Annotated in this window: 23 protein-coding genes and 1 pseudogene; 10 read left to right on the forward strand and 14 right to left on the reverse strand. The window is 73.2% G+C overall.

From position 1 onward, the window contains the following. Positions 1-22 precede the first annotated feature (22 nt). Together K8Z49_RS07080 and K8Z49_RS07085 are read left to right on the forward strand one after the other, a co-directional pair. Positions 23-418, forward strand: coding sequence for a hypothetical protein (locus K8Z49_RS07080; RefSeq protein WP_021596732.1), 396 nt, complete (start codon positions 23-25; stop codon positions 416-418). Between the two features lie 121 nt (positions 419-539). After that, positions 540-1670, forward strand: coding sequence for an EAL domain-containing protein (locus K8Z49_RS07085; RefSeq protein WP_024935131.1), 1131 nt, complete (start codon positions 540-542; stop codon positions 1668-1670). Positions 1671-1686: 16 nt separating this feature from the next. On the opposite strand, the gene K8Z49_RS07090 is transcribed toward K8Z49_RS07085, so the two are convergent. Then, complete coding sequence (locus K8Z49_RS07090; RefSeq protein WP_021595167.1) at positions 1687-2364, reverse strand: response regulator; 678 nt, start codon at positions 2362-2364, stop codon at positions 1687-1689. A 20-nt stretch (positions 2365-2384) separates the two neighbouring features. Between K8Z49_RS07090 and K8Z49_RS07095 the strand changes: the two genes are divergently transcribed. Then, the gene (locus K8Z49_RS07095; RefSeq protein WP_412517865.1) at positions 2385-2567 is read left to right on the forward strand and encodes a hypothetical protein; all 183 of its coding nucleotides are present in this window, start codon (positions 2385-2387) and stop codon (positions 2565-2567) included. Positions 2568-2842: 275 nt separating this feature from the next. On the opposite strand, the pseudogene K8Z49_RS07100 reads toward K8Z49_RS07095, so the two are convergent. Beyond that, positions 2843-3373: pseudogene (locus K8Z49_RS07100) on the reverse strand (histidine kinase); the annotation flags it as partial. Between the two features lie 322 nt (positions 3374-3695). Between K8Z49_RS07100 and K8Z49_RS07105 the strand changes: the two are divergent. Then, complete coding sequence (locus K8Z49_RS07105; protein WP_021595164.1) at positions 3696-4265, forward strand: hypothetical protein; 570 nt, start codon at positions 3696-3698, stop codon at positions 4263-4265. 49 nt (positions 4266-4314) lie between these two features. On the opposite strand, the gene K8Z49_RS07110 is transcribed toward K8Z49_RS07105, so the two are convergent. From K8Z49_RS07110 to K8Z49_RS07150, 9 genes are all read right to left on the reverse strand, one after another. Next, positions 4315-4680: a metal-sulfur cluster assembly factor gene (locus K8Z49_RS07110; protein ID WP_075024162.1), complete on the reverse strand. Its 366-nt coding sequence runs from the start codon at positions 4678-4680 to the stop codon at positions 4315-4317. Beyond that, the gene (gene sufU, locus K8Z49_RS07115) at positions 4677-5135 is read right to left on the reverse strand and encodes a Fe-S cluster assembly sulfur transfer protein SufU (protein WP_075024163.1); all 459 of its coding nucleotides are present in this window, start codon (positions 5133-5135) and stop codon (positions 4677-4679) included. The genes K8Z49_RS07110 and sufU overlap by 4 nt, the downstream gene beginning before the upstream one ends. Before the next feature lie 57 nt (positions 5136-5192). Continuing rightward, on the reverse strand, positions 5193-6458 hold the full coding sequence (locus tag K8Z49_RS07120; protein WP_021595161.1) for a cysteine desulfurase: 1266 nt from the start codon (positions 6456-6458) through the stop codon (positions 5193-5195). Continuing rightward, on the reverse strand, positions 6455-7219 hold the full coding sequence (gene sufC, locus K8Z49_RS07125) for a Fe-S cluster assembly ATPase SufC (RefSeq protein ID WP_021595160.1): 765 nt from the start codon (positions 7217-7219) through the stop codon (positions 6455-6457). Before sufC ends, K8Z49_RS07120 begins: the two co-directional genes overlap by 4 nt. Positions 7220-7245: 26 nt before the next feature. Next, positions 7246-7560, reverse strand: a complete 315-nt coding sequence (locus tag K8Z49_RS07130) for a non-heme iron oxygenase ferredoxin subunit (RefSeq protein ID WP_021595159.1) — start codon at positions 7558-7560, stop codon at positions 7246-7248. Further along, positions 7557-8693 carry a Fe-S cluster assembly protein SufD gene (gene sufD, locus K8Z49_RS07135; protein WP_021595158.1) on the reverse strand — a complete coding sequence of 379 codons (1137 nt, stop codon included), beginning with the start codon at positions 8691-8693 and terminating at the stop codon, positions 7557-7559. The genes K8Z49_RS07130 and sufD overlap by 4 nt, the downstream gene beginning before the upstream one ends. After that, complete coding sequence (gene sufB, locus K8Z49_RS07140) at positions 8693-10105, reverse strand: Fe-S cluster assembly protein SufB (protein ID WP_021595157.1); 1413 nt, start codon at positions 10103-10105, stop codon at positions 8693-8695. The genes sufD and sufB overlap by 1 nt, the downstream gene beginning before the upstream one ends. A 93-nt stretch (positions 10106-10198) precedes the next feature. Continuing rightward, the gene (locus K8Z49_RS07145; protein WP_177287891.1) at positions 10199-11029 is read right to left on the reverse strand and encodes a helix-turn-helix transcriptional regulator; all 831 of its coding nucleotides are present in this window, start codon (positions 11027-11029) and stop codon (positions 10199-10201) included. Positions 11030-11191: 162 nt separating this feature from the next. Next, positions 11192-12127 (reverse strand): carbamate kinase, encoded by a 936-nt coding sequence (locus tag K8Z49_RS07150; protein WP_412517866.1) that lies wholly within the window; start codon positions 12125-12127, stop codon positions 11192-11194. Between the two features lie 186 nt (positions 12128-12313). Between K8Z49_RS07150 and K8Z49_RS07155 the strand changes: the two genes are divergently transcribed. The 5 genes from K8Z49_RS07155 to polX all read left to right on the forward strand — a co-directional run bounded on the left by K8Z49_RS07155 (position 12314) and on the right by polX (position 17770). After that, complete coding sequence (locus tag K8Z49_RS07155; protein ID WP_075024165.1) at positions 12314-13252, forward strand: ABC transporter ATP-binding protein; 939 nt, start codon at positions 12314-12316, stop codon at positions 13250-13252. 80 nt (positions 13253-13332) lie between these two features. Next, entirely contained in the window at positions 13333-14049 is a 717-nt protein-coding gene (locus K8Z49_RS07160; RefSeq protein ID WP_412521004.1) for an ABC transporter permease, read from the forward strand. A 3-nt stretch (positions 14050-14052) separates the two neighbouring features. Beyond that, the gene (locus K8Z49_RS07165) at positions 14053-15045 is read left to right on the forward strand and encodes an EamA family transporter (protein ID WP_412517867.1); all 993 of its coding nucleotides are present in this window, start codon (positions 14053-14055) and stop codon (positions 15043-15045) included. 130 nt (positions 15046-15175) lie between these two features. Continuing rightward, positions 15176-16012: a proteasome subunit beta gene (gene prcB / locus K8Z49_RS07170; RefSeq protein ID WP_021595151.1), complete on the forward strand. Its 837-nt coding sequence runs from the start codon at positions 15176-15178 to the stop codon at positions 16010-16012. Positions 16013-16051: 39 nt separating this feature from the next. Next, complete coding sequence (polX, locus tag K8Z49_RS07175; protein ID WP_412517868.1) at positions 16052-17770, forward strand: DNA polymerase/3'-5' exonuclease PolX; 1719 nt, start codon at positions 16052-16054, stop codon at positions 17768-17770. A 24-nt stretch (positions 17771-17794) separates the two neighbouring features. Here polX and K8Z49_RS07180 read toward each other — a convergent pair whose 3' ends face one another. The 3 genes from K8Z49_RS07180 to K8Z49_RS07190 all read right to left on the reverse strand — a co-directional run bounded on the left by K8Z49_RS07180 (position 17795) and on the right by K8Z49_RS07190 (position 21098). Further along, a complete protein-coding gene (locus tag K8Z49_RS07180; protein ID WP_412517869.1) occupies positions 17795-18802 on the reverse strand; it encodes a COX15/CtaA family protein in 1008 nt (335 codons plus the stop codon). Between the two features lie 62 nt (positions 18803-18864). Continuing rightward, on the reverse strand, positions 18865-20085 hold the full coding sequence (locus K8Z49_RS07185) for a PrsW family intramembrane metalloprotease (protein WP_021595148.1): 1221 nt from the start codon (positions 20083-20085) through the stop codon (positions 18865-18867). Between the two features lie 83 nt (positions 20086-20168). Further along, complete coding sequence (locus tag K8Z49_RS07190; protein ID WP_052357450.1) at positions 20169-21098, reverse strand: heme o synthase; 930 nt, start codon at positions 21096-21098, stop codon at positions 20169-20171. Between the two features lie 739 nt (positions 21099-21837). On the opposite strand from K8Z49_RS07190, the gene tkt reads away from it, so the two are divergent. Next, positions 21838-23889, forward strand: a complete 2052-nt coding sequence (gene tkt / locus K8Z49_RS07195) for a transketolase (RefSeq protein ID WP_412521007.1) — start codon at positions 21838-21840, stop codon at positions 23887-23889. Position 23890: the final 1 nt, after the last annotated feature.

Below are 23890 nucleotides of genomic sequence, written 5' to 3' on the forward strand. Positions count from 1 at the left end.
CGGATCAGGGAGGATGAGCGCCATGTGGATCGCTCCCGAACGCCGCAGTCTCAGCCGCTGGGCCGTGCCAGGGCTCGTCCTCGGCGCCGGTGTGGTGGTCGGGGCCGTGCTGGCCGCCGACGGGCGGTCGGGAACGGCCCTGGTCGCGCTCGCCGCGCTCGCCGGGTACGCCGCCTACCTCGCGTACCGGCGCAACGAGCCGGCGCTGCCGTTCAGCGAGTCGTTCGGGTCCGGCACCCGGGCCCGCGCGCACCTGCGCGCCGCCGCCATGACGGGCGACATGCTGACCGTCGCGGTCGTCGCCGCGCTCGTCGTCCAGGCGCTGCGCGGCGCCGACGTCGCCCCCTACGCGTGGCTGGCGGCCGTCGCCGGGGTGACGTACCTGCTGTCGGCGGCGGCCGCCGGCCGCGGGCTGTGACGCTCCGCCTCCCGTCCGTCGTCCAGCCGTCCGTCGTCCATGGCCGCGACCTGGAAGAACTGTCGGTTAACTTCTCCTGACAGGTGTGGTTTCGTCGTCGTATGGGGGTCATGATGCGCGTGTGTCCGCCACCGACACCCTCGATGCGCTCCTCCCGGCCCGGGCGGTCTTCCATCCCGTCGTCGACCTCGGCACGGGCGCCGTCGTCGCCGTGGAGGCGCACGCCGCGCCGTCCCGGGCGCCGGTGCGATCCGACCCCGCCTCCGAGGACGTGCGCCGCGCGGTCGAGGCGGCCCGCGCCGCCGCCGGCCTCGGCACGCCGCTACCGCTGCAGATCGGGCTGCGCGCCGAGACCCTCGCGGCGGGCGAGGACCTGCTGGGCGAGCTGCACCGCGGGCTCGGCCGCACCGGCCGGCGCCCGCAGGAGATCATCCTCTGCGTCACCGGCGGGTTCCCGCCCGCCCGGCGCCCGCCCCTGAACGCCGCGCTCTCGGCGCTGCGCCGCACCGGCTACCTCGTCGGGCTCGCCGGGCTCGGCTCCGCGCACGCCCCGCTGGACCTGATGGCGGACGGCGCGTCCTATCTGCTCAAGCTCGACCCCGAGCTGGCCCGCGCCGCGCTCACCGAGCCCCGCCGGTCGGCGCTCGTGGCGGGCCTGGTGGAGCTGGCGCACCGGCTGGAGACGCACGTCCTCGCACCCGGGATGGCGACGCCCGACCAGGTGATGCACCTGCGCGCGGCGGGCGTCCGGCTCGTCCAGGGGCCGGCCCTCGCGCCGCCGGAGTGGCGCCCCGGCATGCCGGTCAGCATCCCGGTGACGGCCGGGCACGCGGCGCCCCCGCGGCCCGGCGCCGACCTCGGCCCGCGGGTGTCGGAGTTCACGCTGCCCGCGGTGTCGCTGCCGCACACGGCGACCGCGGGCGAGGTCCTCGACGTGCTGACCGCCGAGACCGGCGCGACCTGCGTCGTCCTCGTGGACGACCGGCAGCGTCCCCTGCACACCGTCCACCGGACCCGGTTCCTGCTCCAGCTGTCGGGCGCCTACGGGCACGCCCTGCACGCGCGGAGGCCGGCCGCGCGGCTCGCCGACCCGCCGCGGCCGGTGCCGCGCACCGTCCCGGCGGTCGCCGCGCTGCGCGCCGCGGGGGCGGACGACGACCGCGTCTACGACGACCTGGTCGTGGTGGACGAGGTGGGGCGCTGCCTCGGCATCGTCCGCGTCGCCGACCTGATCCGGGCGATGTCGCGCTGAGATCGCCGCTGCGGGCTCAGGACGCCCCGGATGATCCTTTATGTGGATCAAGGGGGAAAAGGCCGCGAGCGGCCGTCTCCTGGGCGAGGATGGCCGCCTGGACGCGGCTGGCGAGCCCGAGCTTGCCGAGGATGCGGCTGACGTGCGTCTTGGTGGTCGTCTCGGCCATGGCGAGGCGGGCCGCGATCTGCCCGTTGGACAGCCCCTCGCCGAGGCACCGGAACACCTCCCGCTCGCGCGGCGTCAGCTCGTCCAGGCCCGGCGTCTCCGCGGGCGCGGCGGGCCGGGACGCGAAGGCGCCGATGAGCCGCCGGGTGACCTTCGGGGCGATGATCCCCTCCCCCGCCGCCACGGTCCGCACGGCGTCCACCAGCCTGTCGGCGTCGACGTCCTTGAGCAGGAACCCGGCGGCCCCCGCCCGCAGGGCGCCGAACACGTACTCGTCCATGTCGAACGTCGTCAGCACCAGGACGTCGGTGAAGCCCGCGATCTCCCGGGTGGCGGCGATGCCGTCCAGGCGGGGCATGCGCACGTCCATGAGCACCACGTCCGGGCGCAGCTCCCGGGCCAGCTCCACCGCCCGCGCCCCGTCGGCGGCCTCCCCGACCACCCGGACGTCGGGGGCGGACCCGAGGATCAGCACCAGGCCCGCCCGCACCGCCGCCTGGTCGTCGGCGACCAGCACCTCGATCATGACGCCCTCCCACCCTGCAGATGGTCGACGGGCAGCTCGGCGTGCACGCGCCAGTGCGCGCCGTCCGGGCCCGCGTCGAACTCCCCGGCGAGCATGACGGCCCGCTCGCGCATCCCGACCAGGCCGCTTCCGGTGCCGGGCAGCCGCGAGCCGTCCGGCCCAGCGGGCTGAGCACGTCGATCACCACGCGCCTGCCGCCGTAGGCGACCCGCACGTCGGCGTGGCCGGGCCCGGCGTGCTTCAGCGCGTTGGTCAGCGCCTCCTGGACGATCCGGTAGGCGGCCAGCTCGACCGCCGCCGGCAGCTCGGGCGGGTCGCCGGTGACCTCCAGCCGCGCCGACAGGTCCGACCGCGCGCTGCCCCGGACGAGCCGCCCGAGCTCGGCCAGCCGCGGCTGGGCGGCCGGGTCCTCCGCGCCGCCCTCCCGCAGCAGCCCGATCATCCGGCGCATCTCGGCCAGGCCCTGGACGCTGTTCTCCCGGATGACCTCCATGGCCCGGTTCACCCCGTCCCGGTCGAGGTCGGGCACCTTCAGGACGGCCGAGGAGTGCAGCGCGACCGCGCTCAGATGGTTGGCGATCACGTCGTGCAGCTCGCGGGCCATCCGGGCGCGCTCGGCGGTCACCGCGGCCCGCCGGTCCATCTCGGCCAGCCGCGCGACCTGCTCGGCCCGCTGCCGCTCCGCCTCCGCCCGCTCCCGGTGCTCCCGGACGGCCATCGCGGTCAGCACCGGCGCCACCCACACGACCCCGGCGACCGAACCGCCCACCACCCCGACGGCGACGCCGTGCAGCGCGATCGCGACCCCGGCCGCCACCGCGAGGCTGCCCGCGAGCGTCACGCCGAGCAGCCACTCCGCGGTGCGGCGGCGCCCGTACAGGCTCGCCGCGTACAGCGCGTCCCCGTAGATCATCGCGGTGGCCAGGCTCGGCCCGAAGACCACGTCGGCGACGTTGAACGGCGTCGCCACCAGCAGCCCGGTGATCGGGGCCGTCCGCCGGAGCAGCATCGCGAGGCAGAGCCCGGACAGTGGCACGAGCCGCACCCACAGCGACACGTCCCAGTCCTTGGACCACAGCGTGTACCCGTGCGCCGCCAGCACCGCCAGCCCGCCGGCGAGCGCGGCCGCGGCGATCAGGGCGTCCTGCCGGGTGGTGAGACGTCGGAGCCTGTGCACGCCTCCATCACAGCATCCCCGCCGGGGTCCGCCGTCCACCCGCGTGAGGAGCCCCCGTACATCCTTCGGAGGACCCGCGGAACCTCACCCCAGAGGACGATTCCGCGCGCTGACCGGACAGACGATGGAATCCGGTGTCCAGCAGGGAGGTCACGTGCTGATAGGGATCATCGCGGCGTGCGAGATCGGGTTCTGGGTCGTGCTGGCGGCCGGTCTCGCCGCCCGCTACCCGCTGCGCCTCCGCCGCACCGGCGCGGCGCTCCTGCTGTGCGTCCCGCTGATCGACCTGGTCCTGCTGGCCGCCACGGTGATCGACCTGCGCGGCGGCGCGACCGCGGGCACCGGCCACGGCCTGGCCGCCGCCTACCTCGGATACTCCGTCGCCTTCGGCCACAGCATGGTCCGCTGGGCCGACGAGCGGTTCGCGCACCGCTTCGCCGGCGGTCCCCCGCCGCGCGGCAGGCCCAAGTACGGGGCGGCCCGCGTCCGCTACGAGTGGCGCGAGTTCGGGAAGGCCGCCCTGGCGACCGCGATCGCCTGCGGGCTCCTCCTCGGCATGATCGCCCTCGTCGACGACGGCGACCGCACGGAGGCCCTCGGCGGCTGGCTGGGGCGCCTCGGCACGGTCCTGGCGATCTGGTCCCTGTGGCCGATCACCACCACCCTCTGGCCGCCCAGACCCAAGGACGCCGCGGAGCACGCCGAGCACGCGCGGCCCCGATGACGCGTGAGGCCGCGCCCCGGGCGGGGCGCGGCCTCACGGTGCGGTGCGGTCAGACGTTGAAGCCGAGGGCGCGGAGCTGGTCGCGGCCGTCGTCGGTGATCTTGTCGGGGCCCCACGGCGGGAGCCAGACCCAGTTGATCTTGACGTCCTTGACCAGGCCGTCCAGGGCGGAGTGCGCCTGGTCCTCGATCACGTCGGTGAGCGGGCAGGCGGCGCTGGTCAGCGTCATGTCCAGGGTGGCGACCTCGTCGGACAGGTCGACGCCGTAGACGAGGCCGAGGTCGACGACGTTGATGCCGAGTTCGGGGTCGACGACGTCCTTCAGCGCCTCCAGGACCTCCTCCTGCTCGGGGGACAGCGCCTCCTCGAGGGGCGCGTCGGTCGCCGGGGTGTCGGTCGCGGGCGTGTCGGTCATGATGCCTCTCCGAGAGCGCGGGCGGTCGCGTCCTTCCACGCCATCCAGGCGAGCAGGGCGCACTTGATCCTGGCGGGGTACTTGGAGACCCCGGCGAAGGCGATGGCGTCCTCCAGGACGTCCTCGTCGGGCTCGACGTCCTGGCCGCGGGACTGCATCAGCGACAGGAACTCCTCGCCGACCGCCATCGCCTCCTTCACGGACTTGCCGATGACCAGGTCGGACATCACCGAGGCGCTCGCCTGGCTGATCGAGCAGCCCATGGCGTCGTAGGAGACGTCGGCGACCGTGGCGGCCTGGCCCTCGCCGTCCAGGTGGACGCGCAGCGTCACCTCGTCGCCGCACGTGGGGTTGACGTGGTGCGCCTCGCCCTCGAACGGCTCCCGCAACCCCTTGTGGAGGGGGTTGCGGTAATGGTCCAGGATGACCTCCTGGTACATCGCCTCCAGCTGCATGTCGTCCTTTCCAAGCCTTTCCTCGCTACAACCAGGGCCCGGCCCGGCCTGTTCCTGTCAGGCGGTCCCGAAGAACTTCTGGGCCTGCCGGACCGCGTCGGCGAGCGCGTCCACGTCGCCGAGGGTGTTGTAGAGGTAGAACGTCGCGCGGGTGGTCGCCGGGATGCCGAAGCGGCGGCAGATCGGCCACGCGCAGTGGTGGCCGACGCGCACCTCGACGCCCAGGTCGTCCAGGACCTGGCCGACGTCGTGCGGGTGGATGTCCTCGACGGTGAACGACACCGCGCCGCCGCGGGCCTCGGTGGTGCCGGGCCCGATGATGCGGACGCCGGGGATCTCGCCGAGCCGCTCCAGCGAGTAGGCGACGAGGGCCTCCTCGTGGGCGTGCACGCGGTCCATGCCGATCTCGGCGAGGTAGTCGCAGGCCACGCCGAGCCCGACCGCCTGCGCCGTCATCGGCACGCCGGCCTCGAACCGCTGCGGCGGCGGCATGAACGTGGTCTCCTCCATCCGGACGACCTCGATCATGGAACCGCCGGTGATGAACGGCGGCATGGCCTCCAGCAGTTCGCTCCGCCCCCACAGGACGCCGATGCCGGTCGGGCCCAGCATCTTGTGCCCGGAGAACGCGAGGAAGTCGGCGCCCAGCCGGGTGACGTCCACCGGCTGGTGCGGAACCGACTGCGCGGCGTCCAGCAGCACGAGCGCGCCGACGGCGTGGGCACGCTCCACGATCCGCTCGACCGGCGGGACGGTCCCCAGCACGTTCGACTGGTGCGTCAGCGCCACGATCTTCGTGCGCTCGTTGACCAGCTCGTCGAGGTTCGCGAGGTCGAGCCGGCCCTCGTCGGTGATGCCGAACCAGCGCAGCGTCGCCCCGGTCCGCAGGCACAGCTGCTGCCACGGGACGAGGTTGGCGTGGTGCTCCATCTCCGACACCACGACCTCGTCGCCGGGGCCGACGGCGAACCGCCCGGCCTCCGGGCCCGCGGTGGCCGCGTTGCTCATCGCGTACGCGACCAGGTTGATGCCCTCGGTCGCGTTCTTGGTGAACACGATCTCGCCGGGCGTCGCGCCGATGAACCGGGCGATCGAGGCGCGGGCGTTCTCGTAGGCCTCCGTCGCCTCCTCGGCGAGCAGGTGCGCACCGCGGTGCGGTGCCGCGTTGTGCTGCTCGTAGAACGCACGCTCGGCGTCCAGCACCCGGACGGGCTTCTGCGAGGTCGCGCCCGAGTCGAGGTACACCAGAGGACGCCCGCCGCGCACCGTGCGCCCCAGCAGCGGGAAGTCCTTCTTGATCTCCTCGGGCAGCAGATCGCTCATCGGGAAGCGCCCGCCTTCGAGTACTTCTCGTAGCCCTCGTTCTCCAGCTCGTCGGCCAGCTCGGGCCCGCCCTCGGCGACGACGCGGCCGGCCGCGAACACGTGCACGAAGTCGGGCTTCACGTACCGCAGGATGCGGGTGTAGTGCGTGATGAGCAGGACGCCGGTGTCACCGGAGGCGAACCGGTTGACGCCCTCGGAGACGACCTTGAGGGCGTCGACGTCGAGGCCGGAGTCGGTCTCGTCCAGGATCGCGACCTTCGGCTTCAGCATCTCCAGCTGCAGGATCTCGTGCCGCTTCTTCTCGCCGCCGGAGAAGCCCTCGTTCAGGCTCCGCTGCGCGAACGCCGGGTCGATGGACAGGCCGTCCATCGCCTGCTTCATCTCCTTGGAGAACTGGCGGAGCTTCGGGGCCTCGCCGCGGACGGCGGTCACGGCCGAGCGCAGGAAGTTGGAGACCGAGACGCCCGGCACCTCGACCGGGTACTGCATCGCGAGGAACAGCCCGGCGCGGGCGCGCTCGTCGACCGACATGGCGAGGACGTCCTCGCCGTCCAGCGTGACCGTGCCGGAGGTCACCTCGTACTTCGGGTGGCCGGCGATCGCGTAGGCGAGGGTGGACTTGCCGGAGCCGTTCGGCCCCATGATCGCGTGGGTCTCGCCGGCCTTCACGGTCAGGTCGACCCCGCGCAGGATCTCCTTCGCCCCGTCGGAGCCGTCGCCGACGGAGACGTGGAGGTCGCGGATCTCTAGCGTGGCCATAGTGCGTGTAGTCCTTCGTCGTGCGGTCAGTCGCCGGTGAGCGAGACGTAGACGTCCCCGCCCTCGACCTTGACCTTGTAGGTGGCGACCGGCTGCGTGGCCGGCGGGTTGGTGGGCTTTCCGGTGCGCAGGTCGAAGCAGGACCCGTGCAGCCAGCACTCGATCGTGCCGTTGTAGATCTCGCCCTCGGACAGCGAGACCTCGGCGTGCGAGCAGATGTCGCTCAGGGCGAACACGTCGTCGCCGCTGCGCGCGATGGCGACCGGCGTGTCGTCCACCTCCACGGCGAGCGCCCCGTCCGGCGGGACCTCGTCCAGCGCGCACACCTTGACGTACGTCATGCGCCCGCTCCCCGGTCGAGCTCGGCCTCGATCGCCTCGCTCACCTTGTCGCGGACCTCGGCGACCTCGATGCGCTCGACCAGCTGGCCGAGGAAGCCCCGGACCACCATGCGGCGCGCCTGGTCGAAGGTGATGCCGCGCGCCTGCAGGTAGAACAGGTGCTCGTCGTCCAGCCGGCCGGACGCCGAGGCGTGCCCCGCGCCGGTGACCTCGCCGGTGAGGATCTCCAGGTTGGGGACGGAGTCGACCCGCGTCCCGTCGGTGAGGACGAGGTTGCGGTTCAGCTCGTAGGTGTCGGTGCCCTCGGCCTCCGCGCGGATGATCACGTCGCCGATCCAGACGGCGTGCGCGTCCTGGTCCTGGAGCGCGCCGCGGTAGTCGACGCGGCTGCGGCAGTGCGGGACGGCGTGGTCGACGAGGAGCCGGTGCTCCAGGTGCTGGCCGCCGTCGACGAAGTACACCCCGTACAGCTCGGCGTCGCCGCCGGGCCCGTCGTAGGCGACCGACGGCGAGATCCGCACGACGTCGCCGCCGAGCGAGATGTTGTGCGAGACGAACCGGGCGTCGCGGCCGAGGCGGGCGTGCTGGTGGGAGACGTGGACGCTGTCGTCCGACCAGTCCTGCAGGCTGATCACCGACAGCCGGGCGCCGTCGCCGACGACGAACTCGACGTTGTCGGCGTAGGTCGCCGAGCCGCGGTGCGCGAGCACGACGGTGGCCTCGGCGAACGGCTCCAGGACGACGGTCGTGTGCCCGTAGGCGGCGGCCGAGGCGTCCTCGCCGCGGAGCCGCAGCACGGTCGGCACCGAGGCCACGGTCTCCTTCGGCACCGTGACGACGGTGGCGTGGGTGAAGGAGTCCCACGCCTGGGCGCTCACCCGGTCGGCGGGGACGTAGGCCCTGCCGAGGCGCTCGTCGTCGCGGCCGACGGTCTCGACCGTCACCTCCGGCGCCGCCTCGGCCTCCAGCAGCACCTTGCCGCCGTCCTCGGCGGTGCCGTTGTGCAGGCCGCGCAGCCGGCGCAGCGGGGTGAACCGCCACTCCTCTTCGCGGCCCGTCGGCACGTCGAAGTCGCCCACCTCGAAGGACGCCTTCTCGTGCAGCGTCGAGAGAGGCTTCTGCTCCAGCCCCATCAGCCGACGGCTCCTTCCATCTGCAGTTCGATGAGCCGGTTCAGCTCGAGCGCGTACTCCATCGGCAGCTCGCGCGCGATCGGCTCGACGAACCCGCGCACGATCATCGCCATCGCCTCGTCCTCGGTGAGGCCGCGGCTCATCAGGTAGAACAGCTGCTGCTCCGACACCTTGGAGACGGTCGCCTCGTGGCCCATCTCGACGTCGTCCTCGCGGACGTCGACGTAGGGGTAGGTGTCGGACCGGCTGATCTGGTCGATGAGCAGCGCGTCGCACTTGACCGTGGACTTGCTGTGCTCGGCGCCCTCCTGGATCTGCACCAGCCCCCGGTAGGACGTGCGGCCACCGCCGCGCGCCACCGACTTGGAGATGATGCTGGAGGAGGTGTTGGGCGCGGCGTGCACCATCTTGGCGCCGGCGTCCTGGTGCTGGTCCTCGCCCGCGAACGCGATCGACAGGGTCTCGCCCTTGGCGTGCTCGCCGAGCAGGTACACCGCCGGGTACTTCATGGTGACCTTGGAGCCGATGTTGCCGTCGACCCACTCCATGGTGGCGCCCTCGTAGGCGACGGCGCGCTTGGTCACCAGGTTGTAGACGTTGTTGGACCAGTTCTGGATGGTCGTGTAGCGGACGCGGGCGTCCTTCTTCACGACGATCTCCACGACTGCGGAGTGCAGCGAGTCCGACTTGTAGATCGGGGCGGTACAGCCCTCGACGTAGTGGACGTAGGAGCCCTCGTCGGCGATGATCAGCGTCCGCTCGAACTGGCCCATGTTCTCGGTGTTGATCCGGAAGTAGGCCTGCAGCGGGATCTCGACGTGCACGCCCGGCGGGACGTAGATGAACGAGCCGCCCGACCACACGGCGGTGTTGAGCGCGGCGAACTTGTTGTCGCCGACGGGGATCACCGAGCCGAAGTACTCCTGGAAGATCTCCGGGTGCTCGCGCAGGCCGGTGTCGGTGTCGACGAAGATGACGCCCTTCTCCTCAAGGTCCTCGCGGATCTTGTGGTAGACGACCTCCGACTCGTACTGCGCGGCGACGCCGGCGATGAGGCGCTGCTTCTCGGCCTCGGGGATGCCGAGCTTGTCGTAGGTGTTCTTGATGTCCTCCGGGAGCTCCTCCCAGGAGGCGGCCTGCTGCTCGGTGGACCGCACGAAGTACTTGATGTTGTCGAAGTCGATGTCCGACAGGTCGGAGCCCCAGGTGGGCATCGGCTTCTTGCTGAACAGCCGCAGCCCCTTGAGGCGCAGGTCGAGCATCCACTGGGGTTCGTTCTTCTTGCCCGAGATGTCGCGGACGACGTCCTCGTTCAGCCCGCGCTTCGCCGAGGCGCCGGCCTCGTCGGGGTCGGCCCAGCCGAACTTGTACCTGTCGAGCCCTTCCAGCTCTGGGTGGGCTGCCGTAGTCATAGAACAACTCCAGAGAGTGATATGTTAGTCACGTCGCGATAACCAAGCGGCCGGCGGCAGGGCATGCCGTCGCAGGACGTGGAGACTTCGCCGTTAGGCGGTCTGTGAAGCGTCAACCTCGCCCCCCGGGTCGGATCCCTCGGCCTCGGCCGGTGGGTGGATGTCAAAGGGAGGTCCCTCCGGACCGTCACCTCGGGCCCGGTCGGCACACAAGTCGACCGGGCTGACGTGGGTGGTGCAGATGCCGTCGCCGTGGGCGATCGTCGCCAGCCGCTGCACGGGAGTGCCGAGCAGCCGGCTGAACGCCTCGGTCTCGGCCTCGCACAGCTGCGGGAACTCCGCGGCGACGTGCGCGACCGGGCAGTGGTGCTGGCACAGCTGCTCGCCGCCGCCCGGCTGGGGCGCCTTCGCCGCGGCGGCCGCGTAGCCGTCGCCCGAGAGCGCCTCGGCGAGGATGCGCACCCGCTGGTGGGGCGGCGCGCCCTGCACGACCGGCCGGTACCGCCGCTCCAGGTCGGCGATCTGCCGCCGGGCGAACTCGGCGACCGCGTGGTCGCCGGCCGCCTCGGCGAGGAACCGCAGCGCGCTGGTCGCCAGGTCGTCGTAGGCGTGCACGAAGGCGCTGCGCCCGGCGTCGGTGATGGCGAACCACTTGGCGGGACGCCCCCGGCCGCGCCGGGTCTGCGGAACCCGCGCCTTGCGGACCTCGATCATGCCCTCGGCCAGCAGGGCGTCCAGGTGCCGGCGGACCGCGGCCGGCGTGAGCCCGACGCGCTCCCCCAGCGTGGACGCCGTGACCGGCCCGTGCTCGAGGATCAGCCGGGCCACCCGCGCGCGCGTGTCGCGCTCGGTGCGGCCAGGCGCCGACGGCACGCCGAACGGCCGCGCAGTGGCGGCCGGCGCGCTCGTCTGATCCTCGCTCACGTTTTTCACAACATCAGTGTGCCGTAATTACTTCCCGCGAAACACCGGAATCCCGATGTCGTAGCTCACGCAGGTAAGCCTTACCTAACCTGGGCTTTCGTCCTCCGGCGGCACGGAGCGCCGCCGCCCTGTATACCGCGTCCTCAGAGGTGTACCGCGTCGTCAGAGCGTGCTCGCGAGCGGCCAGGTGGCGTTCGGCGTGACGATCGTGCCGGCGGTCCCCTCGAGGATCCGCTCGCACTGGTCGAGCAGCCCGATCGCGGCCATGTCGCCCGTCCGCTCGACGAAGCTCGCCGCCGCCTCGGCCTTCGGGCCCATCGACCCGGCCGGGAAGTCCTCGGCGCGCAGCTCGTGCGGCGTGGTGTGCGCGATCTCCTCCTCGTCCGGCGTGCCGAAGCCGCGCAGCACGCGCGGCACGTCGGTGAGGATGAGCAGTGCGTCGGCGTCCATGCTCTCGGCCAGGACGGACGCGGTGAGGTCCTTGTCGATCACGGCCTCGACGCCCTCCAGCCGCCCGACGTCGTTGCGGACCACCGGGATGCCGCCGCCGCCCGCGCAGACCACGACCGTCCCGAGCCGGACCAGTTCCCTGATCAGCCGGGTCTCGATCACCCGCTGGGGGCGCGGCGACGGCACCACGCGGCGCCAGCGGTCGCCGTCGGGGCGGACCGTCCAGCCGTACTCGGCGGCGAGCTTCTCCGCCTCGTCCCGGTCGTAGACCTGGCCGACGAACTTCGACGGGTTCCCGAACGCCGGGTCCACCGCCGACACCAGCGTCTGGTTGATCATCGCCATCACCTGGCGGCCCGGCAGCGCGTTCTGCAGCGCCTGCAGCAGCCAGTAGCCGATCATGCCCTGGGTCTCGGCGCCGATCGTGTCCAGCGGGTACGGCCGGGACAGGTTCGGGTCGTGCACGCTCTCCAGCGACAGCACCCCGACCTGCGGCCCGTTCCCGTGCGTGATGATCAGCTCGTGCCGCTCGGCGAGCGGCGCCAGCGACCGCACGGCCCGGTCGACCCCGGCGCGCTGCAGCCCGTCGTCGGGCGTCTCGCCCCGCTTGACCAGCGCGTTCCCACCGAGCGCGACGACCACGCGCATCGTGCCCTCCCGTCCCCCGGCGGTCCGGCCGGGCGTCCGGGGCCGCTCCGCGACACGTCGGCGATTCCCCTGGGCGCGGCCGGCGAAACCGGATCCCCTCCACCCGGCGCTCCGACCGCGCCCGGCTCCGGCCCGGCGGCGGGACCGGGCGCGGAGTCCCGCTCCCCCGGACCTAAACTCGTCTCCATGACAACCCCCGGAGACGGCGCCGTCGAGCTGGACTCGCTCGTCAAGCGCTACGGCGCGGCGGGCGCCGCACGGCCGGCCGTGGACGGCCTGACGCTCACCGCCGCCCGGGGCGCCGTCACCGCGCTGCTCGGCCCGAACGGCGCCGGCAAGACCACCACGATCGAGATCTGCGAGGGGTTCCGCCGCCCCGACTCCGGCACCGTCCGCGTGCTCGGCCTCGACCCGCTCGCGGACGGGCGGGCGCTGAAACCGCGGGTCGGCGTGATGCCGCAGTCCGGCGGCGTCCCGGGGACGGCCCGCGCCGGCGAGTTCCTGAACCTCGTCGCGTCGTTCCACGCGAGGCCGCTCGACACGTCCGTCCTGCTGGAGCGGCTCGGCCTCACCGAGCACGCCCGCACCCCGTTCCGCCGCATGTCGGGCGGGCAGCAGCAGCGGCTGTCGCTGGCGGTCGCCGTGGTCGGGCGGCCCGAGCTCGTCTTCCTGGACGAGCCCACGACCGGGCTCGACCCGCAGGCCAGGCACGCCACCTGGGACCTGATCGGGGAGCTGCGCGCGGCGGGGGTCTCGGTCGTGCTCACCACCCACAACATGGAGGAGGCCGAGCGGCTCTCCGACCATGTCGTCATCGTCGACCACGGCAGGGTGGTCGCCGAGGGCGCCCCCGAGGAGCTGACCGGCGCCGAGCGGCAGCTGCGGTTCCGCGCCCGTCCCGGCCTCGGCCTGGAGGAGCTGCTGTCGGCGCTGCCCGCGGGGAGCGCGGCCAAGGAGTCGCCCGCCGGGCACTATCTGATCGAGGCGGACGTGCGGCCCGAGCTGCTGGCCACCGTCACCGCCTGGTGCGCCTCGCACGGCGTCATGACCGAGGACCTGCGGATCGAGCGCCGCACCTTGGAGGACGTCTTCCTGGAACTGACCGGACGGGAGCTGCGCTCGTGACCGCCGCGGAGAACGCCGCCTCGCCCGAGCCCCCCGCCCTGGACCTCGCCCCCGCGCCCGGCTCGGTCCCGCTGCCGCGGATGATCGCGTCGCAGGCGGGCTACGAGTTCCGGGCCGTGCTGCGCAACGGCGAGCAGCTGCTGCTCACCCTGATCATCCCGGTCGTGCTGCTCGCCCTGTTCAGCGGCACCTCGCTGCTCGACCTCGGCGCCGGCCGCCGGGTCGACTTCCTCGCGCCGGGCATCCTCGCGCTCGCGGTCATGTCCACCGCGTTCACCGGCCAGGCCATCGGCACCGGCTTCGAGCGGCGCTACGGCGTCCTCAAGCGGCTCGGCGCCACCCCGCTGCCGCGCGGCGGGCTCATCGCCGCCAAGACGCTCAGCGTGGTCGCCGTCGAGGGGGTCCAGGCCGCGGTGATCTGCGCGGTCGCGCTGGCGCTCGGCTGGCACCCGCGCGGCGACCCCGCCTCCGTGGTCGTCCTGCTGCTGCTCGGCACCGCCGCGTTCAGCGGGTTCGGGCTGCTCATGGCCGGGACGCTGCGCGCCGAGGCCACGCTCGCCGCGGCGAACCTCGTCTACGTCCTGCTGCTGGCCGTCGGCGGCGTCGTGTTCCCGCTGGACAGGTTCCCCGGCCCGGTGCAGGGCGCCCTGGAGCTGCTGCCCATCTCGGCGCTCGCCGACGGGCTGCGGCAGGTCCTGCAGGACGGCGCCGCGCTTCCCGGCGGCCCGCTGCTCGTCCTCGCGGTCTGGGCCGTCGCCGGCCTGGCCCTCGCCGCCCGGTTCTTCAGGTGGGAGTGACGCATGGCATTGGCTGAGGCGGCCAACCCGAGCGAAGCGAACCGGGGGGTGTGGGGGGTCGTCCCCTCACAGGGCACAGGCTCATTGGGTGGCGTTTCGCGGGCGTCCGGCCGGCTGCGGGCGCTGTCGCTGGGGTCGGTGCCGCCGCCGGCGCTGATCCTGCTCGGCATCATCTCCCTCCAGGTCGGGGCGGGGCTCGCCAAGCACCTGTTCGACCGGCTCCCGCCGAGCGCCGTCGTGACGATGCGGCTGCTGACGTCGGCGATCGTGCTGGGGTTCCTCGCCCGCAAGGCGCTGCGGACCGTTCTGCGCGACCACTCCCGCTCCAGCATCGCCATCGCCGCGGGCTTCGGGCTGGCGCTGGCGCTGATGAACTTCTCGATCTACCAGTCGTTCTCGCGGATCCCGCTGGGGGTGGCGGTCACGATCGAGTTCCTCGGGCCGCTGACGGTGTCGATCGTCGCGTCCAGGCGTCCCCGCGACGCGCTGTGGGTCGTCCTCGCGGGGGCGGGCGTCGTCCTGCTGGCCCGGGGCGGGACGGGCGCCGTGGACCCGGTCGGCGTCGCGTTCGCGCTGCTGGCCGGGGCGTGCTGGGCGGGGTACATCGTGCTCACCGCCGCCACCGGCCGGCGGTTCTCCGGCTCCACCGGCCTCGCGCTCGCCAGCGTCGTCGGGACGGTCGCGATCCTGCCGCTCGGGGTGGCGTCCGCGGGCACCGCGCTGCTCGACCCGCAGCTGCTGCTGATCGGCCTCGGGGTGGGGCTCCTGTCGTCGGTGATCCCGTACTCGCTGGAGCTGGAGGCGCTGCGGCGGATGCCCGCCCGCGTCTTCGGGATCCTGATGAGCCTGGAGCCCGCCGTGGCCGCGCTCGTCGGGGTGGCGCTGCTCGGCGAGATCCTCACCTTCCGCCAGTGGGTCGCGATCTGCTGCGTCATCGTGGCCTGCGCGGGCGCCACCCGGAGCCAGCAGAACCCGCCGGAGGCGCCCGAAGCTTGAGCGAAGCGATCCGGGGGGTGTGGGGGGCGTCCCCCCAAAGGGCATGGGCGCGGGCGGCGTCGTGTCGCGGGATCCTGTGGCAGGGTGAAAGGATCAGGCGTCGGATCAGCCAGCCGGAGAGGAGCCGCCCGTGATCGGCCGGACCGAGGACCAAGGGATTCCGCCCGAGTTCTTCGAGGCGGGGTCGGCGTCGTTCGTCGACTTCCTGCGCGTCCACTCCCCCGAACTGCTTCCCGTCAACCGGGTGCCGGAGGGGGACGCCCCGGAGCTGCCGCACGGGACGACCGTGCTGGCGCTGACGTTCCCGGGCGGGGTCATGATGGCCGGCGACCGGCGCGCAACGCAGGGCAACCGCATCGCCTACCGGGAGCTGGACAAGGTCCAGCGGGCGGACGAGTACTCCGCCGTCGCGTTCGCGGGGACGGTCGGGCTGGCGCTGGAGATGGTGCGCCTGTTCCAGGTGGAGCTGGAGCACTACGAGAAGATGGAGACGGTTCCGCTGTCGCTGCCGGGCAAGGCCCGCCGGCTCGGCGCCGTCATCCAGGCCAACCTCGCCCAGGCGCTGCAGGGCCTCGCGGTCGTCCCGCTGTTCACCGGCTACGACCCGGAGTCGGGCGGGGGGCGGATCTACACCTACGACATCACCGGCGCCCCGCAGGAGGCCCGCGACTTCCACGCGGACGGCTCGGGCTCTCCCTACGCGCTGGGCGCCCTGAAGAAGCTCTACCGGAACGACCTGTCGCTGGAGGACGCGGCCACGGTCTGCGTCCAGGCGCTCTACGACGCGGCCGACGACGACGCCGCCACGGGCGGCCCCGATCCGACGCGGCGCATCTACCCGACGGTCGCGGTGGTCACCGACGACGGCTACCGGCGCCTCCCCGAGGAGCAGGTCTCGGCCATCGCCGACGAGGTCGTGCGGGGCCGGATGGACCGTCCCGGAGGGCCGGCCGCGCCGCTGCGCTGATCTCCGGGAACGTCGGACCCGGCTTCTAGACTCGGCCGTATGGCACGGGCGAACGACGAGGCTGCGGCCCTCATCCAGGAACTGGCCGACCTGCTCTCGATCACGGGCGGGGACGCCTTCAAGATCAGGGCGTACGAGAAGGCCGCGCGGGCGATCGCCGGCCATCCCGACGACATCTCCGAGCTCGACCTCGCCGGGCTGCGCAAGATCCCGACCGTGGGCGAGGCGATCGCCAAGAAGGTCCTCGATTACACCGCCACCGGCACGATCCGGCAGGTCGAGGAGCTGCGCACGCAGATCCCGGCCGGGGTGCGGGCGCTCACCGCCATCCCCACGCTCGGTCCGAAGAAGGCCCTCGCCGTCTACGAGGAGCTCGGCATCTCCTCGGTGGACGAGCTGGGCACCGCGATCAAGGAGGGCCGGCTCCGGGGCCTCAAGGGCTTCGGCGCCAAGACCGAGGAGAACATCCTGCGCGGCATCGAGCTGATGGAGAGCTCCGGCACGCGCGTCCTCGTCGACGCCGCCGCGAGCGTCGCCGACGAGGTCGTCGCCACGCTCTCCCGGCTCCCCCAGGTCGAGCGCTGCGCCCATGCCGGGTCGCTGCGCCGCATGCGCGAGACGATCGGCGACGTGGACGTCCTCGCCGCGTCCCGCGACCCGCGTCCGATCATGGAGGCGTTCACCGCGCTCCCGTTCGTCGCCGAGGTCATCGCGGGCGGCGACAAGAAGACGTCGGTCCGGACGGCCAAGGGCCTGCAGGTCGACCTGCGGGTCGTCCCGCCCGAGTCGTGGGGCGCGGCGCTCCAGTACTTCACCGGCTCGCAGGCCCACAACATCCGCACCCGGGAGATCGCCGTGAAGGCGGGCCTCAAGCTCTCCGAGTACGGCCTCTTCGACGCCGAGACCGGCGAGCTGATCGTGTCGGAGACCGAGGAGGAGGTCTACGAGCGCCTCGGCCTGCCCTGGGTGCATCCGGCGCTCCGCGAGGACACCGGCGAGATCGAGGCCGCTCTGGAGGATGAGCTGCCGCGCCTCGTCACCGTCGAGGACCTCCGCGGCGACCTGCACAGCCACACCGACCTGACCGACGGCGTCGCCTCCCTGGAGGACATGGTCGCCGCCGCGCACGCCCGCGGCCTGGAGTACTACGCCATCACCGACCACGCGCCGAACCTGGTCATGCAGCGGATGACGGACGAGAAGATGCTCGCCCAGCGCGTGAAGGTCGCCGAACTCCAGAAGGAGTACCCCGGGCTGAGGCTGCTGCACGGCACCGAGCTGAACATCGACCCGGACGGCGGCGTCGACTGGGACGCCGGCTTCCTCTCCGGCTTCGACGTGTGCGTCGCCTCGGTCCACTCCCACTTCACCCAGGACCAGGACGCCATGACGCGCCGCCTCGTCCGGGCCTGCGAGAACCCGCACGTGCACGTCATCGGGCACCCCACCGCCCGCAGCATCGGCCGCCGCCCGCCCGTCGACGCCGACTGGGACGAGGTCTTCCGCGCGGCGGCGCGCACCGGCACCGCCATGGAGATCGACTCCTTCCCGGACCGCCTCGACCTGCCCGCCGACCTGATCCGGCGCGCGAAGCGGTTCGGCGTGAAGTTCTCCATCGACACCGACGCGCACTCCCTCGGCCACCACCGCAACATCCGCTACGGCGTGGGCACCGCCCAGCGCGGGTGGCTGACCCCCGACGACGTCATCAACACCTGGCCGCTGGAGCGGCTGCGCGAATTCCTGCGGAAGCGCTGACGTCCCCGGGTACCGGGACCCGGGTCAGACCGGCTGCGGCGCCTCGGCCCGGCAGGTGACGGGAGGCGCCTCCTCGGCGGGGACGGGCCCGCGGTCGCGGAGCGCGAAGAAGAGGCGGAACGCCGCGATCCACATCAGGACCGCGCCGAGCATGTGCAGGAGCACGAGCCACTCGGGAACCCCGAGCGCGTACTGGACGTAGCCGACGGCGCCCTGGGCGAGGATGATCCCGGCCAGCTCGAAGGCGCGGCGGCGGGCGGGGCCCAGGTCGCGGCCGGCCGCGGCGCCCGACCGGTACAGGGCGATGATGACGGCGGCGGTGAGCGCGATGGTGGCCCAGGCCAGCTCGCCGTGGATGCGGGCGACGTCGGTGATGTCGAAGCCGTAGCGGCGGGCCTCGGCGTCGCCCGCGTGCGGGCCGGTGCCGGTGACGACCGTGCCGGCGACGAGCACGGCGGCGCACGAGACCAGGAGCGCGGCGGCCAGCGCGCGCGTCCGGGGGCCGGCGAGCCGCCGGGGCGGCGCGTCCCCCTCCCCCGCGCGGACCCACAGCGCCACGCAGCACACCAGCAGGGCGGGCGAGACGAGGAAGTGCAGGGAGACGGCGGCCGGGTGCAGCTCGGTCAGCACGACGATGCCGCCGATGACCGCCTGCGCGACCACGCTCATCGGCTGGGCGAGCGCCCACCGGACCAGGTCGCGGCGGCGCGGGCGCAGCCGCAGCGCGGCGACGAACACCAGCACGCCGATGCCGAGCACCACGAACGTGATCAGCCGGTTGCCGAACTCGATCGACATGTTGAGCACGTGGTGCTCGGGATTGTGCGTGGGGACGAGGCTGTCGCCGGTGCAGCGCGGCCAGTCGGGGCAGCCGAGGCCGGACTTGGTGACCCGGACGGCGCCGCCGCTGACGACGATCACCACGTTGCCGATGACGCCGAGGAGGGCGAGCAGCCGCAGCGACCCGGGAGTCGGACGCCACACGGCGTTCCAGGTCCGGATCAGGGGGTTCACCGACGGTCGCTCAGCCACGGTGACCATCGTATGGGCGGGTCGCGGTGGCCGTGACCCGCCCCCCGGTTACGCCGGCCCGGTCAGCCGTACGGGCCGGGCGGCTGCGGCGGCAGGAACCCGGACGGGCCCTGCGCCGCCCACGGCGGGCCGCCCGCCCGGCTCGTCCCCGGGCGCTGCGGGGTGCGCAGGAACGCCTGCTTGGCCAGCGACATCAGCTCCAGCAGCGAGTCGCGGCGGGTGCCGAACCAGTGCGGGTCGGCGACGCCGCGCTCGGCGCGCTGGTGCAGCAGCGCCAGCTCGGTCGCGGCGAGCTGGTAGTCGGTCATGGCGCGGGCGGCGGGCGCGCCGCCGACCGAGCGGGCCCAGCGGCGGGCGGCGCGGCGCGACGGGATGGAGCGCAGCATCCGCACGTCCTGCGGCGTGACCAGGCCCGTCCCCGCGTAGGTCGGCAGGTAGGCCTCGATGCGGCGGACGGTGTGGCGGCGCTCGGCGAAGACCACCACGATCAGCGTGACCAGGACGCCGAAGTCCAGCAGATAGACGATGCCGAGGCCGCCGAGCCCGAACGCGGCCGACCCGTTCCACAGGCCGTGCAGGATCATCGCGCCGAGCAGCCCGGCGAGCGGCGCGAGGAGCTGGCCGCGCCGGTGGGTGGCGGCGTAGGCGACGCCGAGGCCGGTCATCGAGGTGAACAGCGGGTGGCTCAGCGGCGCGATCAGGCCGCGCAGGATGAACACCGCCTGGAGCTGCTGCGCGCCGCCGTCCTCGAACGCCCGCATGTAGTAGGTGACGTTCTCCATCATGGCGAAGCCGAGGCCGACCATGGCGGCGTAGATGATGCCGTCGGCGAAGCCGTCGATCTCGTTGCGGCGGAACCAGAGCAGGCCGAACAGAACGGCGCCCTTCAGCGTCTCCTCGATGACGGGCGCGCCGAACGTGGCGCTGACGAAGTGCCCGTCGGTCTCCCCGAAGATCGGCACGGTCACGTACAGCAGGCCGGCGGTGTTGAGGACGAGGGCGCCCAGCACGGCGACGCCCGCGCCCCACATGAACGCGAAGGCGAGCGCGCGGGGCGGCTCGGGCTCCAGCCGGTCGAGGGTGAGCGCGAGCGCGATCAGCACGGGGATCGGCAGGATGGCGAGCAGGACGCCCACCCAGAAGCCGGCTCCGCCGAGCGCGGCGTCCGCGCCGAGCGCGACCACGGCGCACAGCCCGGAGACGGTCATGCCGAGGATCAGGCCGACCGGGGGGCGGCCGGGGATCCGGCCTTCGAGCACGGCCTTGGGGTCGATGGGCGCCATACCGCGAAGGGTAACGGCAGGTGGGACCGGGCCGTACGGGCATGCGTGACGGACGGTGTCCGCCCGGCGGCGGCCCGCCCCCGTCAGTGCAGGAGCGGGTCGACCGCCACGGCCGTGAACAGCAGCGCGAGGTAGACGTTGGAGAGGTGGAAGAACCGCATCGGCCGCAGGTGGACGCCGGTCACCCCGGCGCGGACCGCCTTCAGCAGCCGGTGGCCCTCCGCGAGGAAGACCGCCCCGAGGACGACCGCGACGGCCCCGTACACCGGGCCCATCCCGGCGACGGGCCACAGCAGCAGCGAGCAGGCGACGGTGGCGTAGGTGTAGGCGAGGCTCTCGGTCACGACGCGGCGCTCGGACGCGACGACGGGCAGCATCGGGACCTTGGCGATCGCGTAGTCCTCGCGGTACCGCATCGCGAGGGTCCACGTGTGCGGCGGCGTCCAGAGGAACACGACGCCGAACAGGACGAGCGGCGTCCAGGCGACGCCGCCCGTGATGGCGGCCCAGCCGATGAGGACGGGCATGCATCCGGCGATGCCGCCCCACACCACGTTCTGCGCGGTGCGCCGCTTGAGCAGCAGCGAGTAGACGAAGACGTAGAACAGGATCGCGAACAGCGACCCGGCCGCGGCGACCGGGTTGACGGTGAGCAGGAACCCGGCCGTGGACAGCACGGCGAGCGTCACCCCGAAGATGAGGGCGCGGGCCGGGGTGACCTGGTGGCGGGCCAGCGGGCGGCGCCGGGTGCGGCGCATCTTGGCGTCGATGTCGCGGTCGATGTAGCAGTTGATCGCGTTCGCGGCGCCCGCGGACATGGTGCCGAACGCCAGCGTCAGCAGGACGGCGGGCAGCGGCGGCACGCCCCGCTCGGCGAGGAACATCACCGGGATCGTGGTGATCAGGAGCAGCTCGATGACGCGCGGCTTGGTCAGCGCCACGTAGGCGCGGACGCTCGCCGCGGGCGTCCACCGGGCGGCCCGCTCGGCGGGCGAGGGCACGAGCGTGCCCACCGGCACGTCCGGCACGTCCGGGACGTGCTCGTCGAGCTCGATCCCGCGCTTGTTACTCAGCACCGTCACAATCGGGTCCACGTCTGACTAGGGATGAGAAAGCCGCCGCCACCCTCGGCGATGCCCCCGCGATCCGGGCCGGCCTCGGCATGGTGCGACTTCGGGCTTGGTCGTGTTGCCGCGGCCACTGCCGTCAGCCGCGCAATCACTGTAGTCCGCCCCCTCCGGGGGGCGCGCACCGGGTCGCCGGACGCGCCGTGGGGCCCGCCCGCGCGCCCGCCGAGGGTGGGGCGGCGGGGTGCGGCGGAGGGACGCGGATCACCCGCGGGATCACCCGTGCGGGGGGTTAGCCCGCGGGGCGTTCGGGCAAGGGTGCATGAGCGGTGCGGCCGGGTGTCCGGTCCCACCGCCGCGCGCCCCGCTCTCCGCCTGCGGCGGCCCTCCCGCGCGATAGGCTCGCGACGAGCGCACATGATCGTCGCTGGGCCGCGGACGGGGCGGCCGCGCGGGGCGGGGGAAGAGGCGCCGCGCCGCCGGACGTTGTCCTCTGCGGGCCCCGCGGGCCGTGCACGGCGCTCAGCGCCGGGCGGGGCGCGGCGCACGAGTACGGCGAACAACGTACAGAGTGGATTCTGACACCGGTTCGAGAGGAGCCTGGCGTTCCGTGAGCAGGAACAACAGCACGTTTGAATGGTCCGACCAGGACCGGCGGGCGGTGGACGTCATCCGCGCCCTCGCCATGGACGCCGTCGAGGAGGCCGGATCGGGTCACCCCGGGACCGCGATGAGCCTCGCCCCCGCCGCCTACCTTCTCTTCCAGCGGTTCCTGAAGCACGACCCGACCGACCCGCACTGGCCCGGGCGGGACAGGTTCGTGCTCTCCTGCGGGCACTCCAGCCTCACCCTCTACATCCAGCTGTACCTGTCGGGCTACCCGATGACGCTGGACGACCTGAAGTCGTTGCGCAAGTGGGGCAGCCTCACCCCGGGGCACCCCGAGTTCGGGCACACGGCCGGCGTGGAGACGACCACCGGGCCGCTCGGGCAGGGCATCGCGAACGCGGTGGGCATGGCGATGGCGGCCCGCCGCGAGCGCGGCCTCTTCGACCCCGACGCGCCGCAGGGCGAGTCCCCCTTCGACCACACCGTCTGGGCGTTCGCGTCCGACGGCGACATCGAGGAGGGCATCAGCCACGAGGCGAGCGCGCTCGCGGCCCACCAGCGGCTCGGCAACCTGGTCCTGCTCTACGACGACAACCACATCTCGATCGAGGACGACACGGCGATCGCGCTGTCGGAGGACGTGCGGGCCCGCTACGCGGCGTACGGCTGGGACGTCCACCACGTCGACTGGACCGAGAACGGCGACTACGAGGAGAACGTCGCCGCGCTCGCGGCCGCCTTCGCCGCGGCGAAGGCGGAGACGGCGCGCCCGTCCTTCATCGCGCTGCGCACGATCATCGGCTGGCCGGCGCCGAACAAGAAGAACACCGGGAAGATCCACGGCTCGGCGCTCGGCGCCGACGAGGTCGCCGCGACCAAGCGGATCCTCGGCATGGATCCGGCGGAGAGCTTCCACGTCCCCGAGGACGTGCTGGCGCACGCCCGCGCCGTGAGCGACCGGGGCCGCGCGAGCCACGCCGAGTGGACCAAGACGTTCGAGGCGTGGCGCGCCGCGAACCCCGAGCGGGCCGCCGAATACGACCGGATCTCCTCCCGCACCCTCCCCGACGGCTGGGACGCGGCGCTGCCGACGTTCGCGCCCGGCAAGGACCTCGCGACCCGCGCGGCGTCCGGCGAGGTGCTGGCGGCGCTGGCGCCGGTGCTGCCGGAGCTGTGGGGCGGCTCGGCCGACCTCGCGGAGAGCAACAACACGACGATGAAGGGCGAGCCGTCCTTCGTCCCGGAGGAGTTCCAGACCAAGGAGTTCCCCGGCCACCGCTACGGCCGGACGCTGCACTTCGGCGTCCGGGAGCACGCGATGGCCGCGATCTGCAACGGCATCGCGCTGCACGGCGGCACCCGCCCGTACGGCGGCACGTTCCTGATCTTCAGCGACTACATGCGCCCGGCGGTCCGGCTCGCGGCGCTGATGAAGCTGCCGGTCGCCTTCGTCTGGACGCACGACTCGATCGGCCTCGGCGAGGACGGCCCGACGCACCAGCCCGTCGAGCACCTGTGGGCGCTGCGGGCGATCCCCGGGCTGGACGTCGTCCGGCCGGCGGACGCCAACGAGACGGCGGTCGCGTGGCGGACCGTCCTGCGGCACACCGACCGCCCGGCGGGCATCGCGCTGACCCGGCAGAAGCTGCCGACGCTGGACCGCGCGGGCGACCTCGCGTCCGCGGAGGGGGTCGCCCGGGGCGGGTACGTGCTGGCGGACGCCGAGGGCGGGCACCCCGACGTGATCATCATCGCGACGGGCAGCGAGGTCCGGCTGGCGCTGGAGGCCCGCGAGACGCTGGAGGCCGAGGGCACCCCGACCCGTGTCGTGTCGATGCCGTGCGTGGAGTGGTTCGAGGAGCAGACCGACGCCTACCGGCAGGAGGTCCTGCCGCCGGGGGTGCGCGCCCGCGTGTCCGTGGAGGCCGGGGTCGCGCTCGGCTGGCGCGGCTACGTCGGCGACGCCGGCGAGTCGGTGAGCCTGGAGCACTTCGGCGCCTCCGCCGACTACAAGACGCTGTTCCTGCAGTTCGGGCTCACGTCCGAGCGGGTCGTGGCGGCCGCCAAGGCCAGCCTGATCAAGGCGAACGTGAAGCACGCCGGGCGCGGCGAGACCACCGGCAACTGAG

The sequence above is a fragment of the Actinomadura madurae genome, assembly GCF_047130825.1.
In the GTDB taxonomy this organism is placed as follows: domain Bacteria; phylum Actinomycetota; class Actinomycetes; order Streptosporangiales; family Streptosporangiaceae; genus Spirillospora; species Spirillospora madurae.